Consider the following 21,775-nt stretch of genomic DNA (forward strand, 5'->3'; position numbering starts at 1 on the left):
GCGTTCGGCCGGGTCGGATGTCGCCATCCGAACCGGCCGAAACCAGACTAGGCCGCCTTGCTGATCGCCGAGGCGATGTCGTCGGTCGAGTGGCCGGTCAGGTCCTTGGCGATCTCGCCCACCAGTTTGGCCTGAAGATCCTTGTGCCAGTGCTTGCGCAGTTCGCCCAGGGTGCGGGGCGCGGCGATCACCAGCAGGTCGGTCAGCTTGCCGGTCAGGGCCCAGTGATTGAGGCTCTGGGCCACGCCCATGGCGAAACCATCCTCGGCCTGGGTGTCATTGTCGGGATTGGCGCCGCTGGAAGGATGGCCGGGCGAACCGGAGGCGCGTTCCGTCATTTCGGGATTTTCGACAGCCGACAGCTTGATGTCGGTGTGTCCGCTGTTCCTGAAGAGGACGAGCTTTTCGCCGTCGACCACCGCCACCAGGGCGCCATTGGGAAGGATCATGCTCTGCTCTCCACGTGTTGGTCACCGTAACGAACGGCGCGGGAGGCAGTTGCCTTGATCGTTCGCAACTAGCCGAACTTGTAGCCGCACAGCTTGTTGCCATCCAGGTCGCGGAAATAGGCGAAATAGGCGCCCGGCATCCGCTCGCCCGGACCGCCTTCATCGGCGGCGCCCAGCTCGATCGCCTTGGCGTGGAAGGCGGCGACCTCTTCGGCGGTGTCGAAGCTGAACCCGCCCATGGTGCCATTGCCGATACAGGCGGGGGCGCCGTCATAGGGGCCCAGCACGCCGAACAGGCCCGTGCCCTTGCCGCGATAGAGCCGTCCGCCCGAGGCGTGCTCATGCACCGGCGCCATGCCGATCGAGCCCAGCAGGGCGTCGTAGAAGGCCTTGGCCTCTTCCAGCTTGTTGGAGCCCACCGTGAAATAAGCGACCTTGGCCATGCGTCTTCTCCCGTTTGTCTTTGACGGGAGGCTAGCATGAGGCGGCGGCCGGGCAACGCTGACGCGGGGTCAGGCGTTGGGGGGCGTGTCGATCAGCCCTTCGGCGACGCGCTTCTCGGCGACCCCTTTCTCGGCGACCCCTTTCTCGGCGATTTGGGCCAGCAGGGTGAACAGGGCCGGCACGTCGATGGGCTTGCGCAGCACGCCATCGGCCCCGGTTTCCACATAGCGGTCGATGTCGTCGTCGAAGACGTTGGCGGTCAGCATCCAGATCGGCGTGCGGACGCCGGGCGGCTCGGACATTCGGATTTTCCGCACCGCCTCCACGCCGCTCAGGACCGGCATGTTGACGTCCATCAGGATCAGGTCGAACGGCTGGGCCCGCCAGGCGTCCAGCGCCTGGGCGCCGTCCTCGGCGAAGGTCAGCGACACCGGGGTGTCCTTCAGCAGCAGCGCCAGCACCTTGCGGTTGGCGGGATTGTCCTCGGCGGCCAGCAGGCGAACCTGACCCAGGTCGCGGCCGGTCAGGGCCGGGGCGGCCAGGGGCGGGGTGTGGACGGGCGCGTCGAAGGCGAACCAGAACAGCGCGCCGCCGGGCGCCGCCCTTGAGGTCACGGAGGCGGCGGGATCCTCTTTCCCCAGGGCTCCGCCCATCAGGGCCATGTTGCGGGCGCAGATCGCCAGGCTCAGCCCGCTGCCGCCCTGCCGGCGTCCCCGGGCGGTCTGGTCAAAGGCCTCGAACAGGCGGGGCCGGTCTTCGGGCGGCACGGCGGGGCCGGTGTCACTGACCTCGATCAGGACGCTGAGCGTTTCGCCCTTGAGCGTGCCGGCCAGGCGCACGGCCACCCCGCCGCCGGCCGACACCGCGCCCATGGCGTGGGAGATCAGGTTGACCAGGGTCTGTTCCACCCGCACCGCGTCGGCGCGCACATGGAAGGACAGGGTGGGGTCGGCGTCGTCGAAGGTGAACGCCACGCCGATGCCGCGGGCATGGGCGCCCCATACGCGCATCACCGCATGGATCATGGCGCGAAGATCGACCGGGACGGGGTTGAGGCGCGTCTGGCCGCCCTCGACATGGGCCAGGTCGAGAATGCCGTCCAGCAGACGGGTAAGCTGCTCGCCGCCTTCCAGCACGCCGCCGATCAGCTCGGCCTGATCGGGGGGAAGGTCCTTGTCGCGCAGGATCTGGGCGAAGCCCAGAACGGCGTTCAGGGGGGTGCGGATCTCGTGGCTGGCCACGGCCAGGATGTCGGTCTTGGCGCGGCTGGCGGCCTTGGCCTCGTCGATGGCCTCGGTCAGGGCGGCGTTCTTGCGGGTCAGGTCGCGCAGGGCCTGGGTCAGGGTTCGGTCGGTGGCCTGCTGTCGCGAGGTGACCAGCAGCACGGCGGCGACGAACAGGACCATCGCCAGGGCGTAGTGATTGGGGGCCAGGGGCGCGGTCCAGTCGATGGCGCTCCAGATCAGGGTCAGGGCCGGGGGAACGACGCCAATGACATAGCTGATCGGGGTGATGTGGACCCGCAGGGCGACGAACAGCAGGACACAGATCGCCAATAGTCCCGTCTCGACCTGGGCGATCGGGCCGCCATAGAGCCGGATCTGGACGGCCAGCCAGCAGGCATTGACCACCAGCAGGACCATCAGGACGTCCGATTGCCAGCGCAGCCGCTTGAAGGCCTTGCCCGGGTCGGGATCGCGGGCGGCGATTTCCGCGGCGGCGAACAGCGCCAGGTAAAGGGCAAATTCCAGAACCGCCAGCAGGGCCATGCGCCAGGGGGTGAAGAACGCCAGCAGGACGACGAAACAGGCGACGAGAACGAGCCGGGTCAATGCGACCCCGCGGGAGTACAGGATGTACCCTTCCAGCTGGGTTACATCAGCAATCCGTCCTGGCATCCAGCCCCCGCCTAACGTCATCCGCCCCGGTCGTCGCACCGACCTTCCTCTACGGAAAGGCGCAACGGACACACGCCATAGACGGACGATTCGCGCTTTCCCGCTCGTCTTTCACGCGAGTGGATTTTGACGGGCCAAAGGTCGAGCAGGTCCGCGGCGATCCCCTGGCCGCGGATAGGCGCGCCCAGGGGCTGATCGGCGCGTAGAGAGCCTAGGCTGCGCCGATATATTTGATCAGCGCGGTCATGTTCTCGATGTAGCCGCCGGTCGAGATGCCGATCTTGGGCGTATCGGTGATGAACGGCGAGGTGTCGGTGGCGTCGCCCACCCGGGTCTGGCTGAAGTCGCCGGGCGCGGGGGTGGGCGAGCCGTCGCCGATATAGGGATTGCTGGTCGCCTTCAGCTCGGCCGGCCACCAGCCTTCGCTGTTGAGCGTCGCGACCAGGGCAGCGGCCTTGTCGGGCGAGGCCTGGCCGGCGTCGGCCTTCAGGGTGTCGACATTCAGGTCCGAGACCGAGATGTCGCCGGTGGTGAAATAGCGGGGCAGGGGCTTGCGTCCGCCCTTCAGCGGCGAGTCCTTGCTGGCGACTTCGGGCGGGGTGGCCTGCAGTCTGGCCAGGCGCTTGCGCAGGCCTTCCACATTGACCGCGCGGGTCGAGCCATAGTGGATGACGACGTTTTCGGGATTGTGGTCGGCATAGTAGCGGCCGTTGACGACATTGCTGCCGGTGCGGTGGATGAACAGCGGCTTGCCTTCGCCGATCGAGATGAAGGTGGGATAGGCGCGGCCGCCCTTGATCTGGCCGGCGGGCAGCTTGACGCTGTCCAGCCAGTCCAGCGCCTCGCCCAGGCGGGCCAGGAACTTCGGATCGCCGGTCAGCTCGTAGAAGTCCATGCACGAGGCGATGTTGCCGCCGGTGGTGTGGGTGGCGAAGGCCTCGGGCTCATAGGTGCGGGCGCCGGCGGGCTTCAGGTCGCTGACCTTGTGCTGCAGGCCCCAGGCCGGCTGCGGCATTGGCTGCTGGCAGGCGACGAAACAGTCCATGGCCTTGCGGATCGACGGCAGCACGCGTTCGTCGCCCAGGGCCTGCCAGACCATGATCAGGAACTTGAGGTTTTCCCCGGCCACGTCGTCATTAAAGGTGATGTAGCCGGTATAGTCGGCCTTGCCGTGGTGATGGAACTCGTCCTTCAGCGGAAAGCGCTGCGGCCAGCCGCCGACCGGGTACTGGCTGTCCAGGACGAAGGCCAGGGCCTTGTCCAGGGCGGGCTTGAAGGCCGGGTCCTGCTTCTCGACATACAGGCGCAGCAGGAACTGCGAGCTCTCGGCCGTGCCGGCGTCGTCGAAGGTGGCGTTGCCGTAGTAGTGCTGGAATTCCTCGAGCCGCCAGCCGTTCTTGCCGATGGTGTCGTACCATTTCTTCAGCGAGGCCTCGCCGGCCAGGTCGCCCAGATAGTTCCAGCCGCCGGCCGGGTGCTGGATGGCGATGAGGGCCTGGGCGGCCTTGACGGCGGCCTCGTAGTAATAGGCGTCGCCCGTGGCGTGGAATGCGTCCAGGAACAGGTGGCCCATGGTGGCCGTGCCGGGCGGCTGGACCCAGATCATCGTCGGGAAGGCCTCCATCTCGCCCCAGCGGCGCGAGAAGTCGGGCAGGTAGCTCCAGACATAGCCGCCGTTATAGGCCGCCTTCTCGACCATGAAGGTGGTGGCCTTCTTCATGGTCTCCAGCGCCTGGGCCTTGGTCGGCGGCGCGCCGGCCAGAGCCTTGAGCGGCGAGACGCAGCCTGCGGCGGCGAAGGCGGCGGCCGAGGTCGCCATCAGGCGGCGGCGGGAGATGGGGCTGAGAGGCATGCGGCGCTCCGACTGACGTTTATCCCGACAGGCTCGGTGGGGCGTCGGGCCGCGGCGCGACGGCGGCGAGGCCGAGCGCCCGTGGCGGTTCCGTTGCGTCCTCCCGGACCAGGCGAGCCGATCCCACCACCTTCAGGCGGCGAATTCTTGTCCTTGTTGTGACACCGGTGTCACCACTTGGCTAGGTGCTTTTCGCGCAACAGCGTTCGGCGCAATGGCGGGTGCGACAGGGCGTCGTCTTGCGCCATGATCCGGGTTCGGCGACTACCGGTGACAGCCTTTGAGGCGACGCCGCCGCGCCGGTCCTGGCCGCGCGCGACGCCGTCCTGTTGGGGAACAGTACAACGCCCCCGAACCGGGACCGGTTCGGGGGCGTTTTCAATGACACTCTGAAGCTCTGACGAACGACGTGCGTCCAGCGGTCGCATGGCGAGGAAATTTACATTCTGTAAACATTCTTCCCATGCCAACACGCACCGAACATCTGCATGAAGCCGAGCGGCTGGAACGTCAGGCGGAGATCGCCGACAACGCCCATGCCCGCGCAGCCCTGCGCCGCATGGCCCAGGCCTCGCGCGGCGCGGCCGCGCTGGTGGGCATGATCGAGGCCTGCGACGAAAAACGGGCCGGCGCTCGGCTTTAAAGGCGCCGGATCAGGATGCGGCTTCTTCCTCCGCAACCGCGTTCTGAGGTTCCAGGACCAAGGCGTGCGCATTTTTTGCGCGGATCTTGGCGGATTCCTCATCATACAGGAACGGAAGGAACGCGTAGCGCACGCCATGGGTTACAGGCGTCGCCTCATGCAGCAGGCCGCAGCCGAACACTGTAGCGCCGCCTGTTGGCGGCTTGTAGGTGCGCGGACCAAATTCTGGAAATCTCAAGGCGCCGCCTTCGAAGTCATCGGCATTGAGGTTAATCGACACCGCAAACTTCCTGTGAACGGTTGCAGCGGTGGTATTGTCGCGGTGAGGCGTGAAGAAGCCCTGCTCGTCGGCGTCGTAGCACGCGATAAGATAGCGTTCGATCCGAGTGCCTCGCCAGCTGAACGCGCGCTCGATGGCCGGGAGCAGACGACGACGAATTCGGGTCAGTGCGGCTTCTCTCAGGGGATCGCTCTCTTCGATCGTTACATCCTTGCGACGCTTCATGGTGGGGTCATGCATCACGATCGTCTTGTCGCCAATCTGCCGCATAAAGCCCGAAGAGGCCCCGCCTTTCTGGTTGTAGTAGTCGATCAGGGTCTTGCAGAACTCGGGCTCGAAGACGCGGGGCACGGTCAGGACCGGAGCGAAGGTTTCCGCCCGGCTCGGCGGCTCGGCCTGGATGTAGCGCTCCATGAGATCCAGGATCTCGCCGGTCTTTCGCAGCGGCTCGGCCGCCACCACGCGCAAGGTCGGGTCGAGCAGGATGGTCATTGGCATGTATCCACCCTCGATCTTGAGACCGAAAATGCGTGTGATCCGCTCGTCCACGTCGCTGAAGTAGCGACGACCGGGCAGGCTGGTGCGCGGGCCTTGCGAAAGATCCGACGCATTGACGATGACGCCGAAATAACTGGCGTTCACATCGTCAAACAGCTCGGCGCGATCGAGAATGACCTGGTGGGCGTCTCGAACAAGTTCCGAGGACATCCGCATCAGGAACTGCAAGATGACCCACCGGCCGGCGCCCGTGCTGATGTTGCAGCTCGTGCCGTCGTCAAGGTCGCCGCCGATAAGCGGCGCGGGCTCACCGAAGCCGGGCGGCTTGGAGCGGTTCTTTCCAGTCATCTTTACCTACTCTGGCTCCGGCCGTGGTCCCCTGTGGCGCAGGCCCAGGTCGTTCCAACTCATCCCGTGATGTCGTCCATACAGACTATTGGCGTTCCGCGTTCCCGACAACGCTCGCCCATCCCTTAGGCGTTCGCCTCGGCGCAAGCCGCGACGCAGGCCCGGGCCAGGGCCTCGGTGGCGTCGATGAACGGGACCGTGAGGTCCTCGGCGCCCAGCACCAGCGGAACCTCCGTGCAGCCGGCGATGACGGCCTCCGCGCCCTTGCCGATCAGGCGATGGGCCAGGGCGGCCATGGTCTCGCGGGAGTCCGGCCCCAGCTCGCCCAGCTTGATCCGGTAGAGCAGGGCCATGAACTCGACCTGTTCGTGGTCGTCCAGGGTGATGACCTCCAGGCCCTGATGCGCGAGGCGATTGCGGTAGAGGCCCAGGGCCAGCCCGGTGCCCAGCACACCGACGCGCGTGGCGCCGGCCGTGCGGGCCGCCTGGCCGGCGACCTCCAGCATGTCGACCAGCGGCAGGCCGCTGGCGCGCACCGCGTCGGCATAGGCGTGGGCGGTGTTGCAGGCGATGGCCAGCACCTGGGCGCCGCCGTCCCTCAGCCCCGCCGCCATGGCCGCCAGAACAGGGCCGGGATCGGAGTCGCTGACATTGCGGTCCGGCACCTTGGGATTGATGTCGACCAGCACCCGCAGGTGGTCTTGCTCGCGCTTTGCCGGGGTCGCGGCCTGCAGTTTGGCCAGGAAGTCCAGGGTGGCGGCCGGTCCCATGCCGCCCAGCACGCCGAGGGTCTTGGTCATGGTCGGAATCCTTAGAGAAGCGCCGCTTCGAGCTGGGTGTGATAGCCGAACAGGCCTTGCGCGCCGCCGGTGTGCAGGAACACAACGCGCTCGCCCTTGAACGCGCCCTTGCGGGCCTGGTCGATCAGACCCTTCATCGCCTTACCCGAATAGACCGGATCCAGCAGCAGACCCTCGGTGCGGGCCGCCAGGGTCAGGGCGTCGATCACGCCCTGGTCGATCAGGCCATAGCCTTCGCCGACATAGTCGCAGTCGGCCACCACCATCTCGCGGGTCACACGACCGGCCGCGCCGATCGTCTCGGCGGTGGCGACGGCCAGGTTGAAGACGTTCTCTTCCTGTTTGGCCTTGGGCGCGCGCACGCCAAAGCCCAGGATCGGCACGTCGACCGACAGGGCGGCGAAGCCCGCCACCAGACCCGCATGGGTGCCGGCGCTGCCGGTGGCGGTGACCAGGCGGTCGATCTTCAGGTCACGCTCGTCAGCCTGGACGATCAGTTCGCGGGCGCAGTCGACATAGCCCAGGGCGCCGACCGTGTTGGAGCCGCCGCCGGGGATCACATAGGGCTTGCCGCCGCGCTGGCGCACGGCGTCGGCCGAGGCTTCCAGCTCGGCGACCATGTCGGTTCCGCCCGGCACGAAGCGGATCGAAGCGCCCATCAGCCGATCCAGCAGCACATTGCCGTTGCCGACATAGTCATGGGCCTTGGAGCCCGTGCGCTCTTCCAGGATGATCTCGCAGGCCAGGCCAAGGCGCGCGCCGGCGGCGATGGTCTGGCGCACGTGGTTGGACTGAACGGCGCCCTGCGTCACCAGAGTGTCGGCGCCCTGGGCCAGGGCCTCGCCGAGCAGGAACTCCAGCTTGCGGGTCTTGTTGCCGCCGCCGGCCAGGCCGGTGCAGTCGTCGCGCTTGACCCACAGGTCGATGCCCAGCGCGGCGCCCAGGCGGGGCAGGGGCTCCAGCGGCGTGGGCAGGTGAGCGAAGCGGGCGCGGGGGAAGCGGGCGAGGTGCATCGAAGGTCCCTGAAATGACTCGCGGTTCTGTTAGCACGCGGCGGCAGAGGGGCGTATTATCCATATCGACGATGAAGCCTGGCCGGAGCATGCTGGGCCATCGTGAAGCGCGGCCCCGCGCGCCCTGGCGGACTTTCCAGTCATCTCCCGCCGGACGCTGTCGGAGAGACCGCGACGTCAGGGAGGAAGACATGACGCCAAGAAACCTTCTGGTCGCTGGTGTTTGGACCGCGACCCTTTTCGCAGGCAGCGGGGCGCTGGCCTCGACCCTGGTGCTGGGCGGCGGCGCGGCCAAGGACTGCTCGATCGCCGCCATCGATGGTCGCTCGGACGAGAGGTCGGTGTTGACCTGCACCGTCGCGCTGGAAACCGAGAACCTGAACTTCCGCGACCGGGCCCGCACCTTTGTGAACCGGGGCGTCCTGCAGATGCGCCAGCGCGACTTCCCGACCGCCCGCGCCGACTTCGACGCCGCCTCGAAGATCGATCCCGACCTGGGCGAAGCCTGGGTCAATCGCGGGGCCGCCTATGTCGGCGAGGAGCGCTATGGTGACGCCCTCGGCCAGATCGACAAGGGGCTGTCCCTTGGGGTCAAGGATCCTGAAAAGGCCTGGTTCAACCGCGCCCTGGCCAATGAGGGCCTGGGTGACCTGAAATCGGCCTATCAGGACTATTCTAAGGCGGCCGAACTTGATCCCGAATGGGATGCGCCGAAACGGGAACTGATGCGTTTCACCGTCAAACGACCCTAAGCGCGGCGGGCGCTTCGGGGCGGCTTTGAGCAAGACCCCGCCATGAAACACGGAGCGCCGATGCGCAGGATCAGATGGATCGCCGGGATCGGTCTGGCCGTTCTCGCCGCCGCCGGCGGCGCGTCGGCCCAGGACACGCTGCGCGAACTGCGGGCCCAGAACGCCGCCCAGCAGGCCGCCGAGATCGCGCGCCAGGACGCGCTGGCCGCCCAACGCGAGATCACCGCTCGCCAGGACCAGCTGCGGACCGCCATGGTGCTGCGCGAGCTGGACGCCGCGCGGACCACGCCGCCGGGCTCGAACAGCCTGGTCATTCCGCCACCCGCGCCCGCACCGGCGCCCGCCAGCGGGCCGGACTCCTTTCAGGGGCAGATGGACCGCATGGAGCGTCTGACCCAGGATGCGCTGGCGCGCAGCAATGCGCGTGTCCGGGCCGTTCGTCCGGCCAGCGACCGCTGACCAAAACACCGCTGAACACAGGAACACCGCATGGAATGGAGAGGCGCGCGCCGCTCGGGCAATATCGAGGACCGGCGGGGCATGGGCGGGGTCGGCATCGCCGGCGGCGGCATAGGGGCGGTGGTCCTGGCGGCCATCGGCTATTTCGTCTTCGGCATCGATCCGCAGACCACCCTGCAGGCGACCCAGCAGTTGCAGGGCCAGACCCAGCAGCAGGTCGCCGAGGGGCAGACCAAGGACGAGAACGGCCAGTTCGTCGACGCCATCGAGACCTCGAACACCGACGTCTGGGGTCCGATCTTCGCCCGGCAGGGCGCGCGCTATACGCCGCCGGAGGCGGTGGTTCTGTACGACAACGCCGTGCCTACGGGCTGCGGCACGGGCCAGTCGGCGATGGGGCCGTTCTATTGCCCGGCCGATCGCAAGGTCTATCTGGACCTGACCTTCTGGAACGACCTGGAGTCCAAGTTCGGGGCCAAGGGCGAGTTCGCCCGCGCCTATGTGATCAGCCACGAGGTCGGCCACCATGTGCAGACCCTGCTGGGCGCCTCGGAAGCCGCCCGGCGGATGGGAGCCAAGGGCGCTGAAAGCGGCTCGGTGAGGCTGGAACTGCAGGCCGACTGCTATGCCGGGGTCTGGGCCGCCCATGCGGGCGAGACCTCGAACGGCCAGATCGTCATCAACAGCGCCGACATCGAGGACGGCCTGGGCGCGGCCGCGGCGGTCGGGGATGATACGATCCAGTCCAGGAGCCAGGGTCAGGTCGTGCCCGACAGCTTCACCCACGGCACCAGCGCCCAGCGCGTGCGGTGGTTCACGCGCGGCTATGAACGCGGCGATCCGGCGGTGTGCGACACGTTCGGGGCGTCGCGGCTGTAGCCCGATATCTGAGGCGTGACCGGTCGCGAGACGGGCAGCCGTTTCGCTGGACCGGCACGTCCTTTGTCTAGCGCGGAGGAACCCTAGCGATCAGCTGGATCTCCACGATCCCGCCGGGCGACAGCAGGCCCGTGGTCCCGACCGCCGTCCAGGCCGGATAGGGGGCCTTCATGAACTCGCTCTTTACGGCGTTGATCATGTTGAGCTGCTCCCAGCGCGGCGCGGGCTGGTCGGGGCCTTCCCAGACGTGGAAGCTGTTGATCATCACGACGTCGTCGAAACTGGCGCCCGAGGCCTTGAGCACGGTGTCGAGGCTGACGAAGGCGCGGCGAACCTGCGCCTTGAAGGATTCCGGGTCCGTGCCCTCGTCCTTGGCGCGGCCGACGATCACGCCGGAGACGTACAGCATGTCGCCGACCCGGCGCGCGGGGGCGTACATGATCCCGTCATAGGATTTCTGGTGACCCTCCGACGGGATGATCACTTCACCGCCCGGCGCGGGGATCCGCTTGGGATAGGCCTCCTGGGCGAGGGCCGGCGTGGCGATCAGGGCGCAGAGCGCGGGCAGGGCCCAGCGATGAAAAGCCATGCGGATCTCCCGATAACGTTGGTTTCCGATGCCGCGATGCGCCTGAGCCAGCAAGTGAAATAACTGTCACCTTGACCCATACGTCAGTCGGCCTAGTGTCCCCCTGTTCACCGGGGGGTCGCTTGTGCGGCTGAGATTGGGCTTTTCGCCCTGACCCGTCGAACCTGATCCGGGTCATGCCGGCGAAGGGAGGGAACGCGGTCGGGGCTTACAGTCCGTCCGTTAGAACCGACTTAGCACGCACGTCCGGGTCTCCTTATCGCTTGAGGAGCGCCCGAAGAATGAACGTCCAGACCACCATCAAGGCCGTCGCCGAGACCATCTCGACCGGCCCCATCCCCGGCTCGCGCAAGGTCTATCAGGCCGGCGAGCTGTTCCCCAATATCCGCGTGCCGTTCCGCGAGGTGGCCGTCCACCCATCCGCCAACGAGCCGCCGGTGACGGTCTATGATCCGTCCGGCCCCTACAGCGATCCGACCGCGACCATCGACATCGAAAAGGGTCTGGAGCGCCCGCGCGAAGCCTTCGTCGTGGCGCGCGGTGATGTGGACGTGGTGGCCGAGCCCCGCGCCGTGAAGCCCGAGGACAACGGCTTCGCCCAGGGCAAGCACCTGGCCCCGCAGTTCCCCGCCGTGGGCCGCACCATCTATCGCGGCAAGCCGGGCCACCTGATCACCCAGTACGAATACGCCAACGCCGGCAAGATCACCGCCGAGATGGAATATGTGGCCATCCGCGAGAACCTGCGCCGCGAGCAGAACGCCCCGTGCGTTCGCGACGGCGACGACTTCGGCGCCTCGATCCCCGACTTCGTGACGCCCGAGTTCGTGCGCCAGGAAGTGGCGCGCGGCCGCGCCATCATCCCGGCCAATATCAACCACGGCGAACTGGAGCCGATGGCGATCGGCCGCAACTTCCTGGTCAAGATCAACGCCAATATCGGCAATTCGGCCGTGCTCAGCACCGTCGCCGACGAGGTCGACAAGCTGGTCTGGGCCACGCGCTGGGGCGCCGACACGGTCATGGACCTGTCGACCGGCCGCAACATCCACAACATCCGCGACTGGATCATCCGCAACAGCAGCGTCCCCATCGGCACCGTGCCGATCTACCAGGCGCTGGAAAAGGTCAACGGCGTGGCCGAGGACCTGAACTGGGAGGTCTTCCGGGACACCCTGATCGAGCAGGCCGAGCAGGGCGTGGACTATTTCACCATCCACGCCGGCGTGCGCCTGCCGTTTATCCCGATGACCGCCAAGCGCGTCACCGGCATCGTCTCGCGCGGTGGTTCGATCATGGCCAAGTGGTGCCTGGCGCACCACAAGGAGAACTTCCTGTACGAGCGCTTCGACGAGATCTGCGAGATCATGCGCGAGTATGACGTGTCGTTCTCGCTGGGCGACGGCCTGCGTCCCGGTTCGACCGCCGACGCCAATGACGAGGCCCAGTTCTCGGAGCTGCGCACGCTGGGCGAGCTGACCAAGGTGGCCTGGAGCAAGGGCGTCCAGGTGATGATCGAAGGGCCGGGCCATGTGGCCATGCACAAGATCAAGGCCAATATGGATGAGCAGCTGAAGCACTGCCACGAGGCCCCCTTCTACACCTTGGGCCCGTTGACCACCGACATCGCCCCTGGCTACGACCACATCACCAGCGCCATCGGGGCGGCGATGATCGGTTGGTTCGGCACGGCCATGCTCTGCTACGTCACGCCCAAGGAGCACCTGGGCCTGCCCGACCGCGACGACGTCAAGACCGGCGTCATCACCTACAAGCTGGCCGCCCACGCCGCCGATCTGGCCAAGGGCCACCCCGGCGCGGCCATGTGGGACGACGCCATCAGCCGGGCGCGGTTCGAGTTCCGCTGGGAAGACCAGTTCAACCTGGCGCTGGATCCGGAAACCGCCCGCAAGTTCCATGACGAGACCCTGCCCAAGGAGGCGCACAAGACCGCGCACTTCTGCTCGATGTGCGGACCCAAGTTCTGCTCGATGAAGATCAGCCACGAGGTCCGCGAATTCGCGGCCGCTCAGGCCCCGAACGAGGCGGCGGCGCTGGGCATGGCCGAGATGAGCGAGAAGTTCCGCGAGCAGGGCTCGGAGATCTATCTGAAGACCGAGTAGGGTCTGCTTGCGAGAAATTCACTGGCGCGGCGGCGGGGAGCGCTTCACCGTCGCGCCATGAGAATCTCGTCCCTGTTTGCGGTTTCCGCCGCCGTTGCCCTGTCCATCGCCACGCCGGTTCTGGCTGAAAGCCCGTTCTGGCCGGTGAAGGACAAGGGGCAGGTGGCGGCGCAGCTGCAGGGCGTGTGGCGGTCGCGCGGCTACGGCTGGATCGTGCTGTTCGGGCCCGACGGACCCAGGCTTTTCCATACGGCCGGCGGCGCGTGTTACGCCGATCCCCGCCCCGAGTCCGACCCTGACGAAATGATGTCCGCGTGGCGCTCGGAAGGGCAGGGCATGATCGCCCTGACCGGATCGCCCGGCGGGACGCGCTACCTGTTCGACCGTCTGTCCGACCTGCCCGCCGCTTGCCTGGACACGGCTCCGTGGACGCCGGATCGCATCGTCGCCTTCGCGGCCGACACCTTCGCCGAGCTCTATCCGCGATCGGCCGAGCGCGGTCTGGACTGGCCGGCGCGCCGGGCCGCGGCCCTGGCCCAGGTCGGTCCGACCGCGAGCGAGGATCAGTTGTGGACGGCGCTCTCGGGCCTGCTGGCGGGGCTGGATGATCCGCATGTCGAGCTGCAGGGCGTGGCGGCCGGCGCCGAGCGCACGCTGGAGCAGGGCGAGTCCGCGACCCTGACCCGCGTCCGCGCCGCCGGCGGCGAGAAGGCGTGGCTGCAGGCCTATCGCGAAGGCGTCCTGACCGAGATCCTGCAAGGCAACGGCCGGCAGGCCGCCAACAACCGCATCTTCTGGGGACGGGTCGACGACGTCGGCTATCTGAACCTGGTGACCATGGGCGCCTTCGCCCGCAACACCGCGCCGGACGATCCCCGACCGCTCGAGGCGGTGCTGGACGAGGCCCTGGCTGCCTTCGCGGGCGCCAAAGCGGTGATCGTTGATGTCAGCAACAATCGCGGCGGCTTCGACACGATCAGCCAGCGGGTCGCCGCCCGCTTCGCCGATCAGCCGCGCGTGGCCTATTCCAAGGTCGGCGTCGGGGCCCGGGCGACGCCCCAGCCGGTCAGGGTCGAGCCGTCGGCGGGCCAGCGCTTCACCGGGCCGGTCTATGTGGTGACCAGCGACATCACCGTCAGCGCCGGCGAGACCTTCACCCTGATGATGAAGGCCCTGCCCAATGTGCGTCTGGCGGGCGGCGCTACCCACGGCGCCTTTTCCGACCAACTGCCCAAGCCCTTGCCCAACGGCTGGGCCCTGGCCCTGCCGGCTGAACTCTACAAGGGCCCCGGCGGCGAGGACCTGGAGGGCAGGGGGCTGGCGCCCGAAATCCCGCTGACCGTGTTCCCCGAGGACGACCTCGCGGGCGGCCACGCCCGGGCGATCACCGGCCTGATCGCGAAAATTCGTCACGATGCGAGCGCGACTGTCGGAACCGCCAGCCGCTGAACGTCCTCGTATCGTCAACAACGATGCGGAGGATTCCCCATGGCCTATGTCGATGGTTTCGTTCTCGCGGTCCCGAAGGCCAATATCGAGGCCTACAAGGACATGGCTCGCCTGGGCGCCAAGGTCTGGATGGAACACGGGGCCCTGTCCTATGTCGAATGCTTTGGCGACGATGTGCCCTATGGCGAGCTCACCTCGTTCCCGCGCGCTGTCCAGGCGACCGATGACGAGGTCGTGGTCTTCTCGTGGATCACCTACGAGAGCCGCGCGGCCCGCGACGCGGTCAACGCCAAGGTGATGGCCGACGAGCGCATGAAGTGGGACATGGCCAACATGCGCTTCGACGGCAAGCGCATGATCTTCGGCGGCTTCGAGAGGTTCCTGGAGGCCTAGCGGCTAGTTCGACAAATATTCGAAAAAAGACTTGGCAGTAAAGTTCCGTCTCTGGCCGGTTGACGGGGCTTAGAGGTGATGGCCAAGGCCAAGCTCATGGTGACGCTAGGGCGTTTCTTCGTCTGAGCGATTTCCACGGAACTGGTCATGACTTTGGGACTTTTCCTTCCACCTTCTGGGAGGACTAGTCATGATCAGATCCATCGCCATCGTGGCGGCCGCGGCCGCCGTACTCACCGCCTGCGGTCCCAAGACCGACGCGGAAGCTTCGCGCACTGAAGGCCCGGTGGTCTCGACCTCCGAGGCCCCGCGCAATGAAGCCGTCGACACCACACCGACCACCGGCGAGAGCGGCCCCACCCCCGGTGCCAGCTCCTACACCGAAGCCCAGGCCAAAAGCGCCATCGAGGCCGCCGGCTACACCGGCGTCGGCGCCCTGACCCAGAACGTGAACGGCCTGTGGCAGGGCCCGGCGATGAAGGACGGCAAGTCCGTCAGCGTCTCCGTCGACTACAAGGGCGCGGTCACCGCGCTCTGATCCCTGGCTTCGAACATCAGCAAGATTGGAAAACCCATGAGCAAGACCATCACCCGCCTGTTCGACGACCGCGCCCAGGCTCTGAGCGCCGTCCAAGATCTGGAACGCGCCGGCGTCGATCGCGACCACATCAGCCTAGTCTCCAACAACAGCGACAACTGGCATGACGGCAAGGCCGGCCCGCTGGGCGACGCCAATGGCGACGGCGAGAACGATGTCGCCGACGGCGCCGGCAAGGGCGCCACGACCGGCGGCCTGATCGGCGGCGGCGCGGGCCTGCTGGCCGGGCTTGGCATGCTGGCCATCCCGGGCCTGGGCCCCGTGGTGGCGGCTGGCTGGCTGGCGTCGACCGCTGTCGGCGCCCTGGTTGGCGCGGCCGCCGGCGGCGCGGCCGGCGGTCTGCTGGGCGCGCTGAAGGAAGCGGGCCATACCGAGGAAGAGGCCAATGTCTATTCCGAAGGCGTCCGTCGCGGCGGCACCCTGGTCAGCGTCAAGGCGCATGACGATCGCGCCGTCGAGATCCAGCAGATCCTGGACGGCCGACGCGGTGTCGACGCCCATCAACGCGGCGAGGCCTATCGTCTGGCCGGCTGGACCGGCTTTGACCAGAACGCTGGCCCTTACACCAGCGAACAGGTCACCCGCGAACGCGATCTGTATCGCGGCGAGGAGCGCTCGTTCGCTGACAGCGATCGCGACGCTGGGCTGATCGACGACGACAATCGCCGCATGGATCGCCCCGGCGTGACCCCGACGGCGACGCGCGACTACTAGGCGCGTTCAGGCGGCCGTCTTCGCCCTGACCGGCGAAGGCGGCCGTCGCTTGCCTGCTGCATCGGGCGATTTGCGCGCTAAGCTGCGCGCCATGACTCACACCCCGTTCCCCGGTTTCGCCGCCGCCGATCTCGCCTTCCTGACCGCCCTGGCCGCCAACAATGACCGCGAGTGGTTCACCGCCCACCGCGCGCCCTTTGACGAGGGCCTCAAGCCCACGCTGGTGGGGCTGATCCTGGCGCTGAACGACACGCTGGAAGCCCGGGACGTACCGCTGGCCGGACATCCGAAGAACACCGTCTTCCGCATCCATCGCGACGTGCGGTTCTCAAAGGACAAGAAGCCCTACAAGACCCACGTCTCGGCCACCCTGACCCGCGACGGTCAGAAGATGTCGCCGGGCATGCTGTACGTGCATATCGAGCCGGAAGGCGGCAGCAGGCCCGCCTTCGACCCCGAGACCATCGACCCGATGGATCCCTCCACCTTCCCGTCGGCGGACGCCGGCGACGCGGGCTATTCCGGCAACGGACCGTTCGCGGCGGCCGGCTTCTATCTGTCCGAGCGGCCGCAGATCGACGCCTTCCGGCGCGCCATCGTCGCCGATCCCAAGGGCTGGGCGGCGGTCGAGAAGGCCCTGGCCGCCAGGGGGCTGCCGCTGGAGCCAGGTGAGCCGACCAAGCGCATGCCCAAGGGTTTCGAGGGGCAGGCCGGCGGCCCGCTGGAGGCGGCGATCAAGCGCACCCGCTGGCTGGTGCGCCGCGACCTGACCGGCGCCGAGATCGGCGGAGCGGACCTGCCCGAGATCATCGCCGGCTTCGCCGCCGACGCCCGGCCGCTGCTGGACTTCGGCTGGAAGGCGCTGCGGCCCTAGGGCGTCCTGAATATACCGGGTGCTAGCGCCTAGCCTGCGTCAACCTGGCGCGGGCCGGTTGGCAATGACCTTTTAAGTTGTCGGGCGCAGGCTGTTCTCCGAACCCGGCTCTTCTCGCACCTCATGGCCGGGCGGGAGGACGCCATGTCGTCGACCGTCACATCCAGCTCTCGTCGTCGAGGCCCGGATCATTTCGAGCCCGAGGATGTCGATCCCCAGCTCCAGCGCCGCATGCGCGGAATTCTTGAGCATATCGACTACACAGCCTTCGCCTCGAACAAGGCGCTGATCGGCCAGGCGCTTGGCCATGTCGACGCCAGCCACTTCCAGCGCATGGCCGTCGCCGCCGCCCAGGCCCGCGCCCAATGGGTGGCGGCCGCGGTGGCCATGACCGAGACGTCCCACACACCCTCGCCGGAGCAGATCCAGAAGCTGGCCCAGATGCGCACGGCTTATGATGAACTGGCCGAGGCCTATGAGGCCATGCGGCGGATGGTCGAGCGGGGCTATGTGATGTTCCGCTCCGCGCCGGGACCGGGCTAGACGCTTTGAAATATATATCCGGGTAATATTGACTTTATATTCTGTCCGGGTAAAAAGCGCGCCGCAGGAGGGTCCCATGAACGGACGCAAGGCGCTGGTGCGCGACTATCGTGACCGCAAGGTCGAAGCCGGGATCTATGCCGTGCGCTGCGCTGCCAGTGGCGAAGCCTGGGTGGGCGCCACGCCCGATCTGGCGACCCGTCAGAACGGGATCTGGTTTTCCCTGCGACATGGCGGGCACCGGGAGAGGTCTCTTCAGGCGGCGTGGACGACCCATGGCGAGGCGGCGTTCAGCTTTGAGGCCCTGGAAGCCATCGACGATGAAAATCTTGGCCCGCTGGGCAAGTCTTCCCTTCTGAAGGAACGCCGCGCCGCCTGGATAGAGGCTCTGAGCGCCCGGGGGCTGAACCGATGAACCATGTGGTCTTCAGGGGCGCCGAGCGCGTCGTGACGGGATCGTCCCTTGAGGCGGCCCTGGCCGCTCAGCGCCTGGCGGCCGAGCCTTCGGACGCCGGGGTGCTGATCTTCGACGACCAGGGCCGGCAGGTGGACTTCGATCTCAGCGGCGGGCCTGCGGACCTGACCGCCCGGCTCGCGCCCGCCGGGGACGTCGTCGCGCCGCGCGGTCGGGGCCGGCCCAGGCTGGGCGTCACGCCGCGCGAGGTCACCCTGTTGCCCCGTCACTGGGACTGGCTGGCCAGCCAGCCGGGCGGCGCTTCGGTGGCGCTGCGCAAGCTGGTCGAGGCGGCGCGGCGCGAGAGCGAAGGCCCCGATCGCATCCGCCGCTCCCGCGATGCGGCCTATCGCTTCGCCACGGTGATGGCCGGAGACCGCGAAGGCTTCGAAGCGGCGATGCGCGCCCTGTTCGCGGGGGACGATGCGGCGTTCGAGGAACGGATACAGGCCTGGCCGGCCGACATCGCCACCCAGCTTCGCGCCTTCGCGGCCGAGGCGTTCGGCGCGGACACGGTGGCGGCCTAGGTCGCCGCGACCTCGCCGCGAGGCGTCAGCCCTTGGGTTCCAGCAGGTCCCAGCGGTTGCCGTACAGGTCCTCGAACACCGCGACGCTGCCATAGGCTTCGTGACGTGGCGCTTCGAGGAAGCGGATCCCGGCCGCGCTCATCCGGGCGTGGTCGCCGGCGAAGTCGTCGGTGTGCAGGAACAGCCAGACCCGACCGCCGCCCTGGTCGCCGATCCGGGCGGCCTGATGATCGTCGGCGGCCCTGGCCAGCACGAAGCGCGAGCCGCCCGGGCCCGGCGAGACCACGACCCAGCGTTTGCCCGCGCCCATGTCGGTGTCCTCGATCAGGTCGAAGCCCAGCTTGCCGACATAGAAGCCCAGCGCCTCGTCATAGTCGGCGACGAGCAGGGAGATCAGGGCGAGATGGCGGGCCATGGACGACTCCTTGAAGAGTGGCCGTCATAGCATCGGCGATCCAGCCTTAGCATCGCTGACTCTCAGCCTCTCGGCTATGCTGGTCGCGACCCGCTGGAGATTGTCATGCCGACCCGCATCATCCTTCCCTCGACCCTGGCCCTGATCCTGACCCTCGCTGGCTCGGCCGCGATGGCCGGCGCGCCCGAAACCAAGATCACGCCCGTCGCGGCGGCCGACCTGCCGCCCGCCGTTCTGGCCGTGGTGATCAAGGCCGCGCCGGGGCTGAAGGTCACCGAGGCGGAGCTGAAGGAGCGCGAGGATCGCCGCTATTTCGACGTCGAGGGGGTGCTGCCCGGCGGCGCCGAGATCGAGTTCGACCTGCTGGAAAAGAACGGCGTCTGGGAGATCGTCGAGACCCAGCGCAACATCGCCTGGGCCGATGCGCCCGCCGCCGTGCGGACCGCCGCCGGCAAGGCCCAGCCCGTGCGGGTGATCGAGAGCACCCAGAACGACGGCATGGTGATCTACGAACTGTTCGCCGCCGGCCAGCCCAAGACGCCGGCCCTCGAGGTCAGCCTGAAGGACGGCGTGGTCAAGGTGCTGGCCGAGACCTGGCCGCACTAGACCCCGTCTAGCGACCGAACAGGGTCAGCAGGTACGAGGTTCCGGAATTGGCGATGGCCAGCGACTTGATGGCCAGCTGCTGCTTGATCTGCAGCGCCTGAAGCTTGGTCGACTCCCGGGCCATGTCGGCGTCGACCAGCCGGCCGACCGAGGTGTCCAGCGTGTCCTGCAGCTTGTCGATGAAGGTCTGGTGGCTCTCCAGGGCGAAGGAGCCGGTGCCCAGGCGGGCGAGGGCGGAGGTGACCGTCTCCATCGCCGTGCTCATGGCCTTGATCTCGACGCCGGTGATCGGCGCGGTCAGCAGGTCGGCGGGCATGCCCGACAGCGCCGCGCCCGTGGTCGACAGGTCGACGTGGTCGATATCAACCGTGTCGCTGGCGTCGGCATTGGCTAGGGCGCGGACCTGGCCGACCGTTCCCGACGAGATCAGGTTCACGCCGCCGAACTCGGCATTGCCCACGGTGCGGTCGATCTGGCGCTTCAGCGTCAGGTAGTCGTTGTTGAGAGCGACGCGGCTGGATGTCGACAGGCTGGTGTCGGCCGCCGCCAGCATCTTTTCCTTCATCTTGCCCAGCAGGTCGACGACGGTCTCGCCGGCCGATAGCGCCACCTCGGTGATCGAGCGACCGCGCTGCAGGGAATCGCGGACGGCGTCCAGCGAGCGCGACTCGGCGCGCTGGGTCTGGGCGATGGCCCAGACGGCGGGATTGTCCTTGGCGCTGGAGACGGCCAGGCCCGTCGAGATGCGGCGCAGCGTGGTGGCAAGGTCGCGGTTGACCGACGCCAGCGACTGCAGGGCGATCATGGCGCCGACATTGGTGTTGACGCTGTTGAGCGACATGGTCGGCGCTGCTTCCGTAGCCCGGTCCGAGAGACCAACAACGCGTTTTGCGTCGCGACCCCAACCTTAGGCCAACAGCGTTAGCGCTCCGTTCGCTTCAGCAGAAAAACCCTCTACCCGTGGGAGAGGTGGCGTCCGAAGGGCGCCGGAGAGGGGATGCCATGAACAGAAGGGACTTCCCCCTCCGGCGCACCGCGCCACCTCCCGCTTCAGGGGGAGGACTGCTCATCCTCCGTTGTATCCCCCGATGATCGGCAGCACCTCGCCGGTGATGTAGCTGGAGGTCTGGGGCGAGGCGAGGAAGACATAGGCCGGGGCGATTTCCTCGGGCTGGGCCGGACGGCGCATCGGGGTCTTGGCGCCAAACTCGGCGACTTGCGGCCCCAGCTTGTCGGCCGGGTTCAGAGGCGTCCAGACGGGGCCTGGGGCCACGGCGTTGACCCGGATGCCCTTGTCGATCAGGTGCGTGGCCAGCGAGCGGGTAAAGGCGTGGATGCCGCCCTTGGTCGTCGAATAGTCCAGCAGGTCCTTGTTGCCGAGCAGGCCGGTGACCGAGCCGGTGTTGATGATCGCCCCACCCGGCGGGATCACCTTCACCGCCGCCTGGGCCATGTGGAAATAGCCATAGAGGTTGGTCTTCATCGTGCGGTCGAAGTGCTCTTCGGTGATGTCCTCGAAGGCCATGACGTGCTCCTGGAAGGCGGCGTTGTTGACCAGGATGTCCAGCTTGCCCAGGCTCTTCAGCGTCGCGTTGATCGCCGCCTTGGCATAGGCCGGGTCGGCCACGTCGCCGGGCAGCAGGATCGCCTTGCAACCCTCGGCCTCGACGGCGGCCTTGGTTTCCAGGGCGTCGCTTTCCTCGTCCAGATAGCCGATGGCGATGTCGGCGCCTTCGCGGGCGAACAGCACCGCCACGGCGCGGCCGATGCCGCTGTCGGCGCCGGTGATCAGGGCCACCTTGTCCCTCAGCTTGCCCGAGCCCTTGTAGAACGGGGCGTCATACATCGGCGCTGGTTCGAGCCGCGACTCGAGACCCGGCTTCACCTGATGCTGCTCGGGAAACGGCGGGGCAGGGTAGAGGCGGGCGCCCGCCTGCATGGCGGGCTTGTCGTCATCGGAGGGCTCAAAAGAGCGCTCTTCCCTGGCGTCCAGAGGAGCCTGGATGTCACGTTCGGCGTCTGCGACATCGGCGGCGTCGCGCGCGAACTGCGGGGTCTGGGTGTTGGCCATGGCGGGCTCTCCGGAAGCTGAGACCCGAAAACCACTGGCGCGGAGGGATGTTCCCAAGAGCCCAGATGCCGCCTTGCCGCGAGCGGCGCCTTGGGTCAACTTGC

At 67.6% G+C, this 21,775-nt stretch carries 25 protein-coding genes and 1 riboswitch; of the genes, 14 read left to right on the top strand and 11 right to left on the bottom strand.

Features of this window, described 5'->3' with window-relative positions:
* Positions 1 to 47: 47 nt before the first annotated feature.
* The 4 genes from ACW17V_RS06465 to ACW17V_RS06480 form a co-directional block, all read right to left on the bottom strand.
* Complete coding sequence (locus ACW17V_RS06465) at positions 48 to 449, bottom strand: host attachment family protein (RefSeq protein ID WP_492108037.1); 402 nt, start codon at positions 447 to 449, stop codon at positions 48 to 50.
* A 68-nt stretch (positions 450 to 517) separates the two neighbouring features.
* Complete coding sequence (locus ACW17V_RS06470) at positions 518 to 892, bottom strand: VOC family protein (RefSeq protein ID WP_492108038.1); 375 nt, start codon at positions 890 to 892, stop codon at positions 518 to 520.
* A 69-nt stretch (positions 893 to 961) separates the two neighbouring features.
* Positions 962 to 2,725 (bottom strand): response regulator, encoded by a 1,764-nt coding sequence (locus tag ACW17V_RS06475; protein WP_492108039.1) that lies wholly within the window; start codon positions 2,723 to 2,725, stop codon positions 962 to 964.
* Positions 2,726 to 3,002: 277 nt separating this feature from the next.
* Complete coding sequence (locus tag ACW17V_RS06480; RefSeq protein WP_492108040.1) at positions 3,003 to 4,643, bottom strand: pectate lyase; 1,641 nt, start codon at positions 4,641 to 4,643, stop codon at positions 3,003 to 3,005.
* A gap of 463 nt (positions 4,644 to 5,106) precedes the next feature.
* On the opposite strand from ACW17V_RS06480, the gene ACW17V_RS06485 reads away from it, so the two are divergent.
* Entirely contained in the window at positions 5,107 to 5,286 is a 180-nt protein-coding gene (locus tag ACW17V_RS06485) for a hypothetical protein (RefSeq protein ID WP_492108041.1), read from the top strand.
* 10 nt (positions 5,287 to 5,296) lie between these two features.
* Here ACW17V_RS06485 and ACW17V_RS06490 read toward each other — a convergent pair whose 3' ends face one another.
* The 3 genes from ACW17V_RS06490 to cuyA all read right to left on the bottom strand — a co-directional run bounded on the left by ACW17V_RS06490 (position 5,297) and on the right by cuyA (position 8,225).
* On the bottom strand, positions 5,297 to 6,412 hold the full coding sequence (locus tag ACW17V_RS06490) for a 2OG-Fe(II) oxygenase (protein WP_492108042.1): 1,116 nt from the start codon (positions 6,410 to 6,412) through the stop codon (positions 5,297 to 5,299).
* Between the two features lie 125 nt (positions 6,413 to 6,537).
* Positions 6,538 to 7,212: a cysteate racemase gene (gene cuyB / locus ACW17V_RS06495; RefSeq protein WP_492108043.1), complete on the bottom strand. Its 675-nt coding sequence runs from the start codon at positions 7,210 to 7,212 to the stop codon at positions 6,538 to 6,540.
* Positions 7,213 to 7,223: 11 nt separating this feature from the next.
* Positions 7,224 to 8,225, bottom strand: coding sequence for a D-cysteate sulfo-lyase (gene cuyA, locus ACW17V_RS06500; RefSeq protein WP_492108044.1), 1,002 nt, complete (start codon positions 8,223 to 8,225; stop codon positions 7,224 to 7,226).
* Positions 8,226 to 8,416: 191 nt separating this feature from the next.
* Here cuyA and ACW17V_RS06505 point away from each other — a divergent pair, with 191 nt between their 5' ends.
* Genes ACW17V_RS06505 through ypfJ form a run of 3 tightly spaced genes read left to right on the top strand, consistent with a single transcriptional unit; the run spans position 8,417 to position 10,315 of the window.
* The gene (locus ACW17V_RS06505; RefSeq protein WP_492108045.1) at positions 8,417 to 8,977 is read left to right on the top strand and encodes a tetratricopeptide repeat protein; all 561 of its coding nucleotides are present in this window, start codon (positions 8,417 to 8,419) and stop codon (positions 8,975 to 8,977) included.
* Between the two features lie 60 nt (positions 8,978 to 9,037).
* Positions 9,038 to 9,436 carry a hypothetical protein gene (locus ACW17V_RS06510; protein WP_492108046.1) on the top strand — a complete coding sequence of 133 codons (399 nt, stop codon included), beginning with the start codon at positions 9,038 to 9,040 and terminating at the stop codon, positions 9,434 to 9,436.
* Between the two features lie 30 nt (positions 9,437 to 9,466).
* Complete coding sequence (ypfJ, locus tag ACW17V_RS06515) at positions 9,467 to 10,315, top strand: KPN_02809 family neutral zinc metallopeptidase (RefSeq protein ID WP_492108047.1); 849 nt, start codon at positions 9,467 to 9,469, stop codon at positions 10,313 to 10,315.
* 67 nt (positions 10,316 to 10,382) lie between these two features.
* On the opposite strand, the gene ACW17V_RS06520 is transcribed toward ypfJ, so the two are convergent.
* Entirely contained in the window at positions 10,383 to 10,904 is a 522-nt protein-coding gene (locus tag ACW17V_RS06520) for a RidA family protein (RefSeq protein ID WP_492108048.1), read from the bottom strand.
* Positions 10,905 to 11,005: 101 nt separating this feature from the next.
* A riboswitch (TPP riboswitch) is annotated at positions 11,006 to 11,112 on the top strand.
* 73 nt (positions 11,113 to 11,185) lie between these two features.
* On the opposite strand from ACW17V_RS06520, the gene thiC reads away from it, so the two are divergent.
* From thiC to ACW17V_RS06565, 9 genes are all read left to right on the top strand, one after another.
* Positions 11,186 to 13,027, top strand: coding sequence for a phosphomethylpyrimidine synthase ThiC (gene thiC, locus ACW17V_RS06525; RefSeq protein ID WP_492108049.1), 1,842 nt, complete (start codon positions 11,186 to 11,188; stop codon positions 13,025 to 13,027).
* A 57-nt stretch (positions 13,028 to 13,084) separates the two neighbouring features.
* Positions 13,085 to 14,476: a S41 family peptidase gene (locus ACW17V_RS06530; protein ID WP_492108050.1), complete on the top strand. Its 1,392-nt coding sequence runs from the start codon at positions 13,085 to 13,087 to the stop codon at positions 14,474 to 14,476.
* Between the two features lie 39 nt (positions 14,477 to 14,515).
* A complete protein-coding gene (locus ACW17V_RS06535) occupies positions 14,516 to 14,869 on the top strand; it encodes a DUF1428 domain-containing protein (protein WP_492108051.1) in 354 nt (117 codons plus the stop codon).
* A 190-nt stretch (positions 14,870 to 15,059) separates the two neighbouring features.
* Entirely contained in the window at positions 15,060 to 15,407 is a 348-nt protein-coding gene (locus ACW17V_RS06540; protein WP_492108052.1) for a hypothetical protein, read from the top strand.
* 36 nt (positions 15,408 to 15,443) lie between these two features.
* Positions 15,444 to 16,181: a hypothetical protein gene (locus ACW17V_RS06545; RefSeq protein WP_492108053.1), complete on the top strand. Its 738-nt coding sequence runs from the start codon at positions 15,444 to 15,446 to the stop codon at positions 16,179 to 16,181.
* Between the two features lie 91 nt (positions 16,182 to 16,272).
* Positions 16,273 to 17,055: a DUF2461 domain-containing protein gene (locus tag ACW17V_RS06550; RefSeq protein ID WP_492108054.1), complete on the top strand. Its 783-nt coding sequence runs from the start codon at positions 16,273 to 16,275 to the stop codon at positions 17,053 to 17,055.
* Between the two features lie 144 nt (positions 17,056 to 17,199).
* Positions 17,200 to 17,598, top strand: coding sequence for a hypothetical protein (locus tag ACW17V_RS06555; RefSeq protein ID WP_492108055.1), 399 nt, complete (start codon positions 17,200 to 17,202; stop codon positions 17,596 to 17,598).
* Between the two features lie 76 nt (positions 17,599 to 17,674).
* Positions 17,675 to 18,013, top strand: coding sequence for a GIY-YIG nuclease family protein (locus ACW17V_RS06560; RefSeq protein ID WP_492108056.1), 339 nt, complete (start codon positions 17,675 to 17,677; stop codon positions 18,011 to 18,013).
* Positions 18,010 to 18,579 carry a DUF2239 family protein gene (locus tag ACW17V_RS06565; protein WP_492108057.1) on the top strand — a complete coding sequence of 190 codons (570 nt, stop codon included), beginning with the start codon at positions 18,010 to 18,012 and terminating at the stop codon, positions 18,577 to 18,579. The genes ACW17V_RS06560 and ACW17V_RS06565 overlap by 4 nt, the downstream gene beginning before the upstream one ends.
* Positions 18,580 to 18,604: 25 nt before the next feature.
* On the opposite strand, the gene ACW17V_RS06570 is transcribed toward ACW17V_RS06565, so the two are convergent.
* On the bottom strand, positions 18,605 to 18,994 hold the full coding sequence (locus tag ACW17V_RS06570) for a VOC family protein (protein ID WP_492108058.1): 390 nt from the start codon (positions 18,992 to 18,994) through the stop codon (positions 18,605 to 18,607).
* 171 nt (positions 18,995 to 19,165) lie between these two features.
* Here ACW17V_RS06570 and ACW17V_RS06575 point away from each other — a divergent pair, with 171 nt between their 5' ends.
* A complete protein-coding gene (locus tag ACW17V_RS06575; RefSeq protein WP_492108748.1) occupies positions 19,166 to 19,600 on the top strand; it encodes a hypothetical protein in 435 nt (144 codons plus the stop codon).
* 7 nt (positions 19,601 to 19,607) lie between these two features.
* Here ACW17V_RS06575 and ACW17V_RS06580 read toward each other — a convergent pair whose 3' ends face one another.
* Entirely contained in the window at positions 19,608 to 20,441 is an 834-nt protein-coding gene (locus ACW17V_RS06580; RefSeq protein WP_492108059.1) for a flagellin, read from the bottom strand.
* A 225-nt stretch (positions 20,442 to 20,666) separates the two neighbouring features.
* A complete protein-coding gene (locus tag ACW17V_RS06585; protein ID WP_492108060.1) occupies positions 20,667 to 21,671 on the bottom strand; it encodes an SDR family oxidoreductase in 1,005 nt (334 codons plus the stop codon).
* Positions 21,672 to 21,775: the final 104 nt, after the last annotated feature.

The sequence above is a fragment of the Caulobacter sp. FV2ye17ST genome, assembly GCF_058680955.1.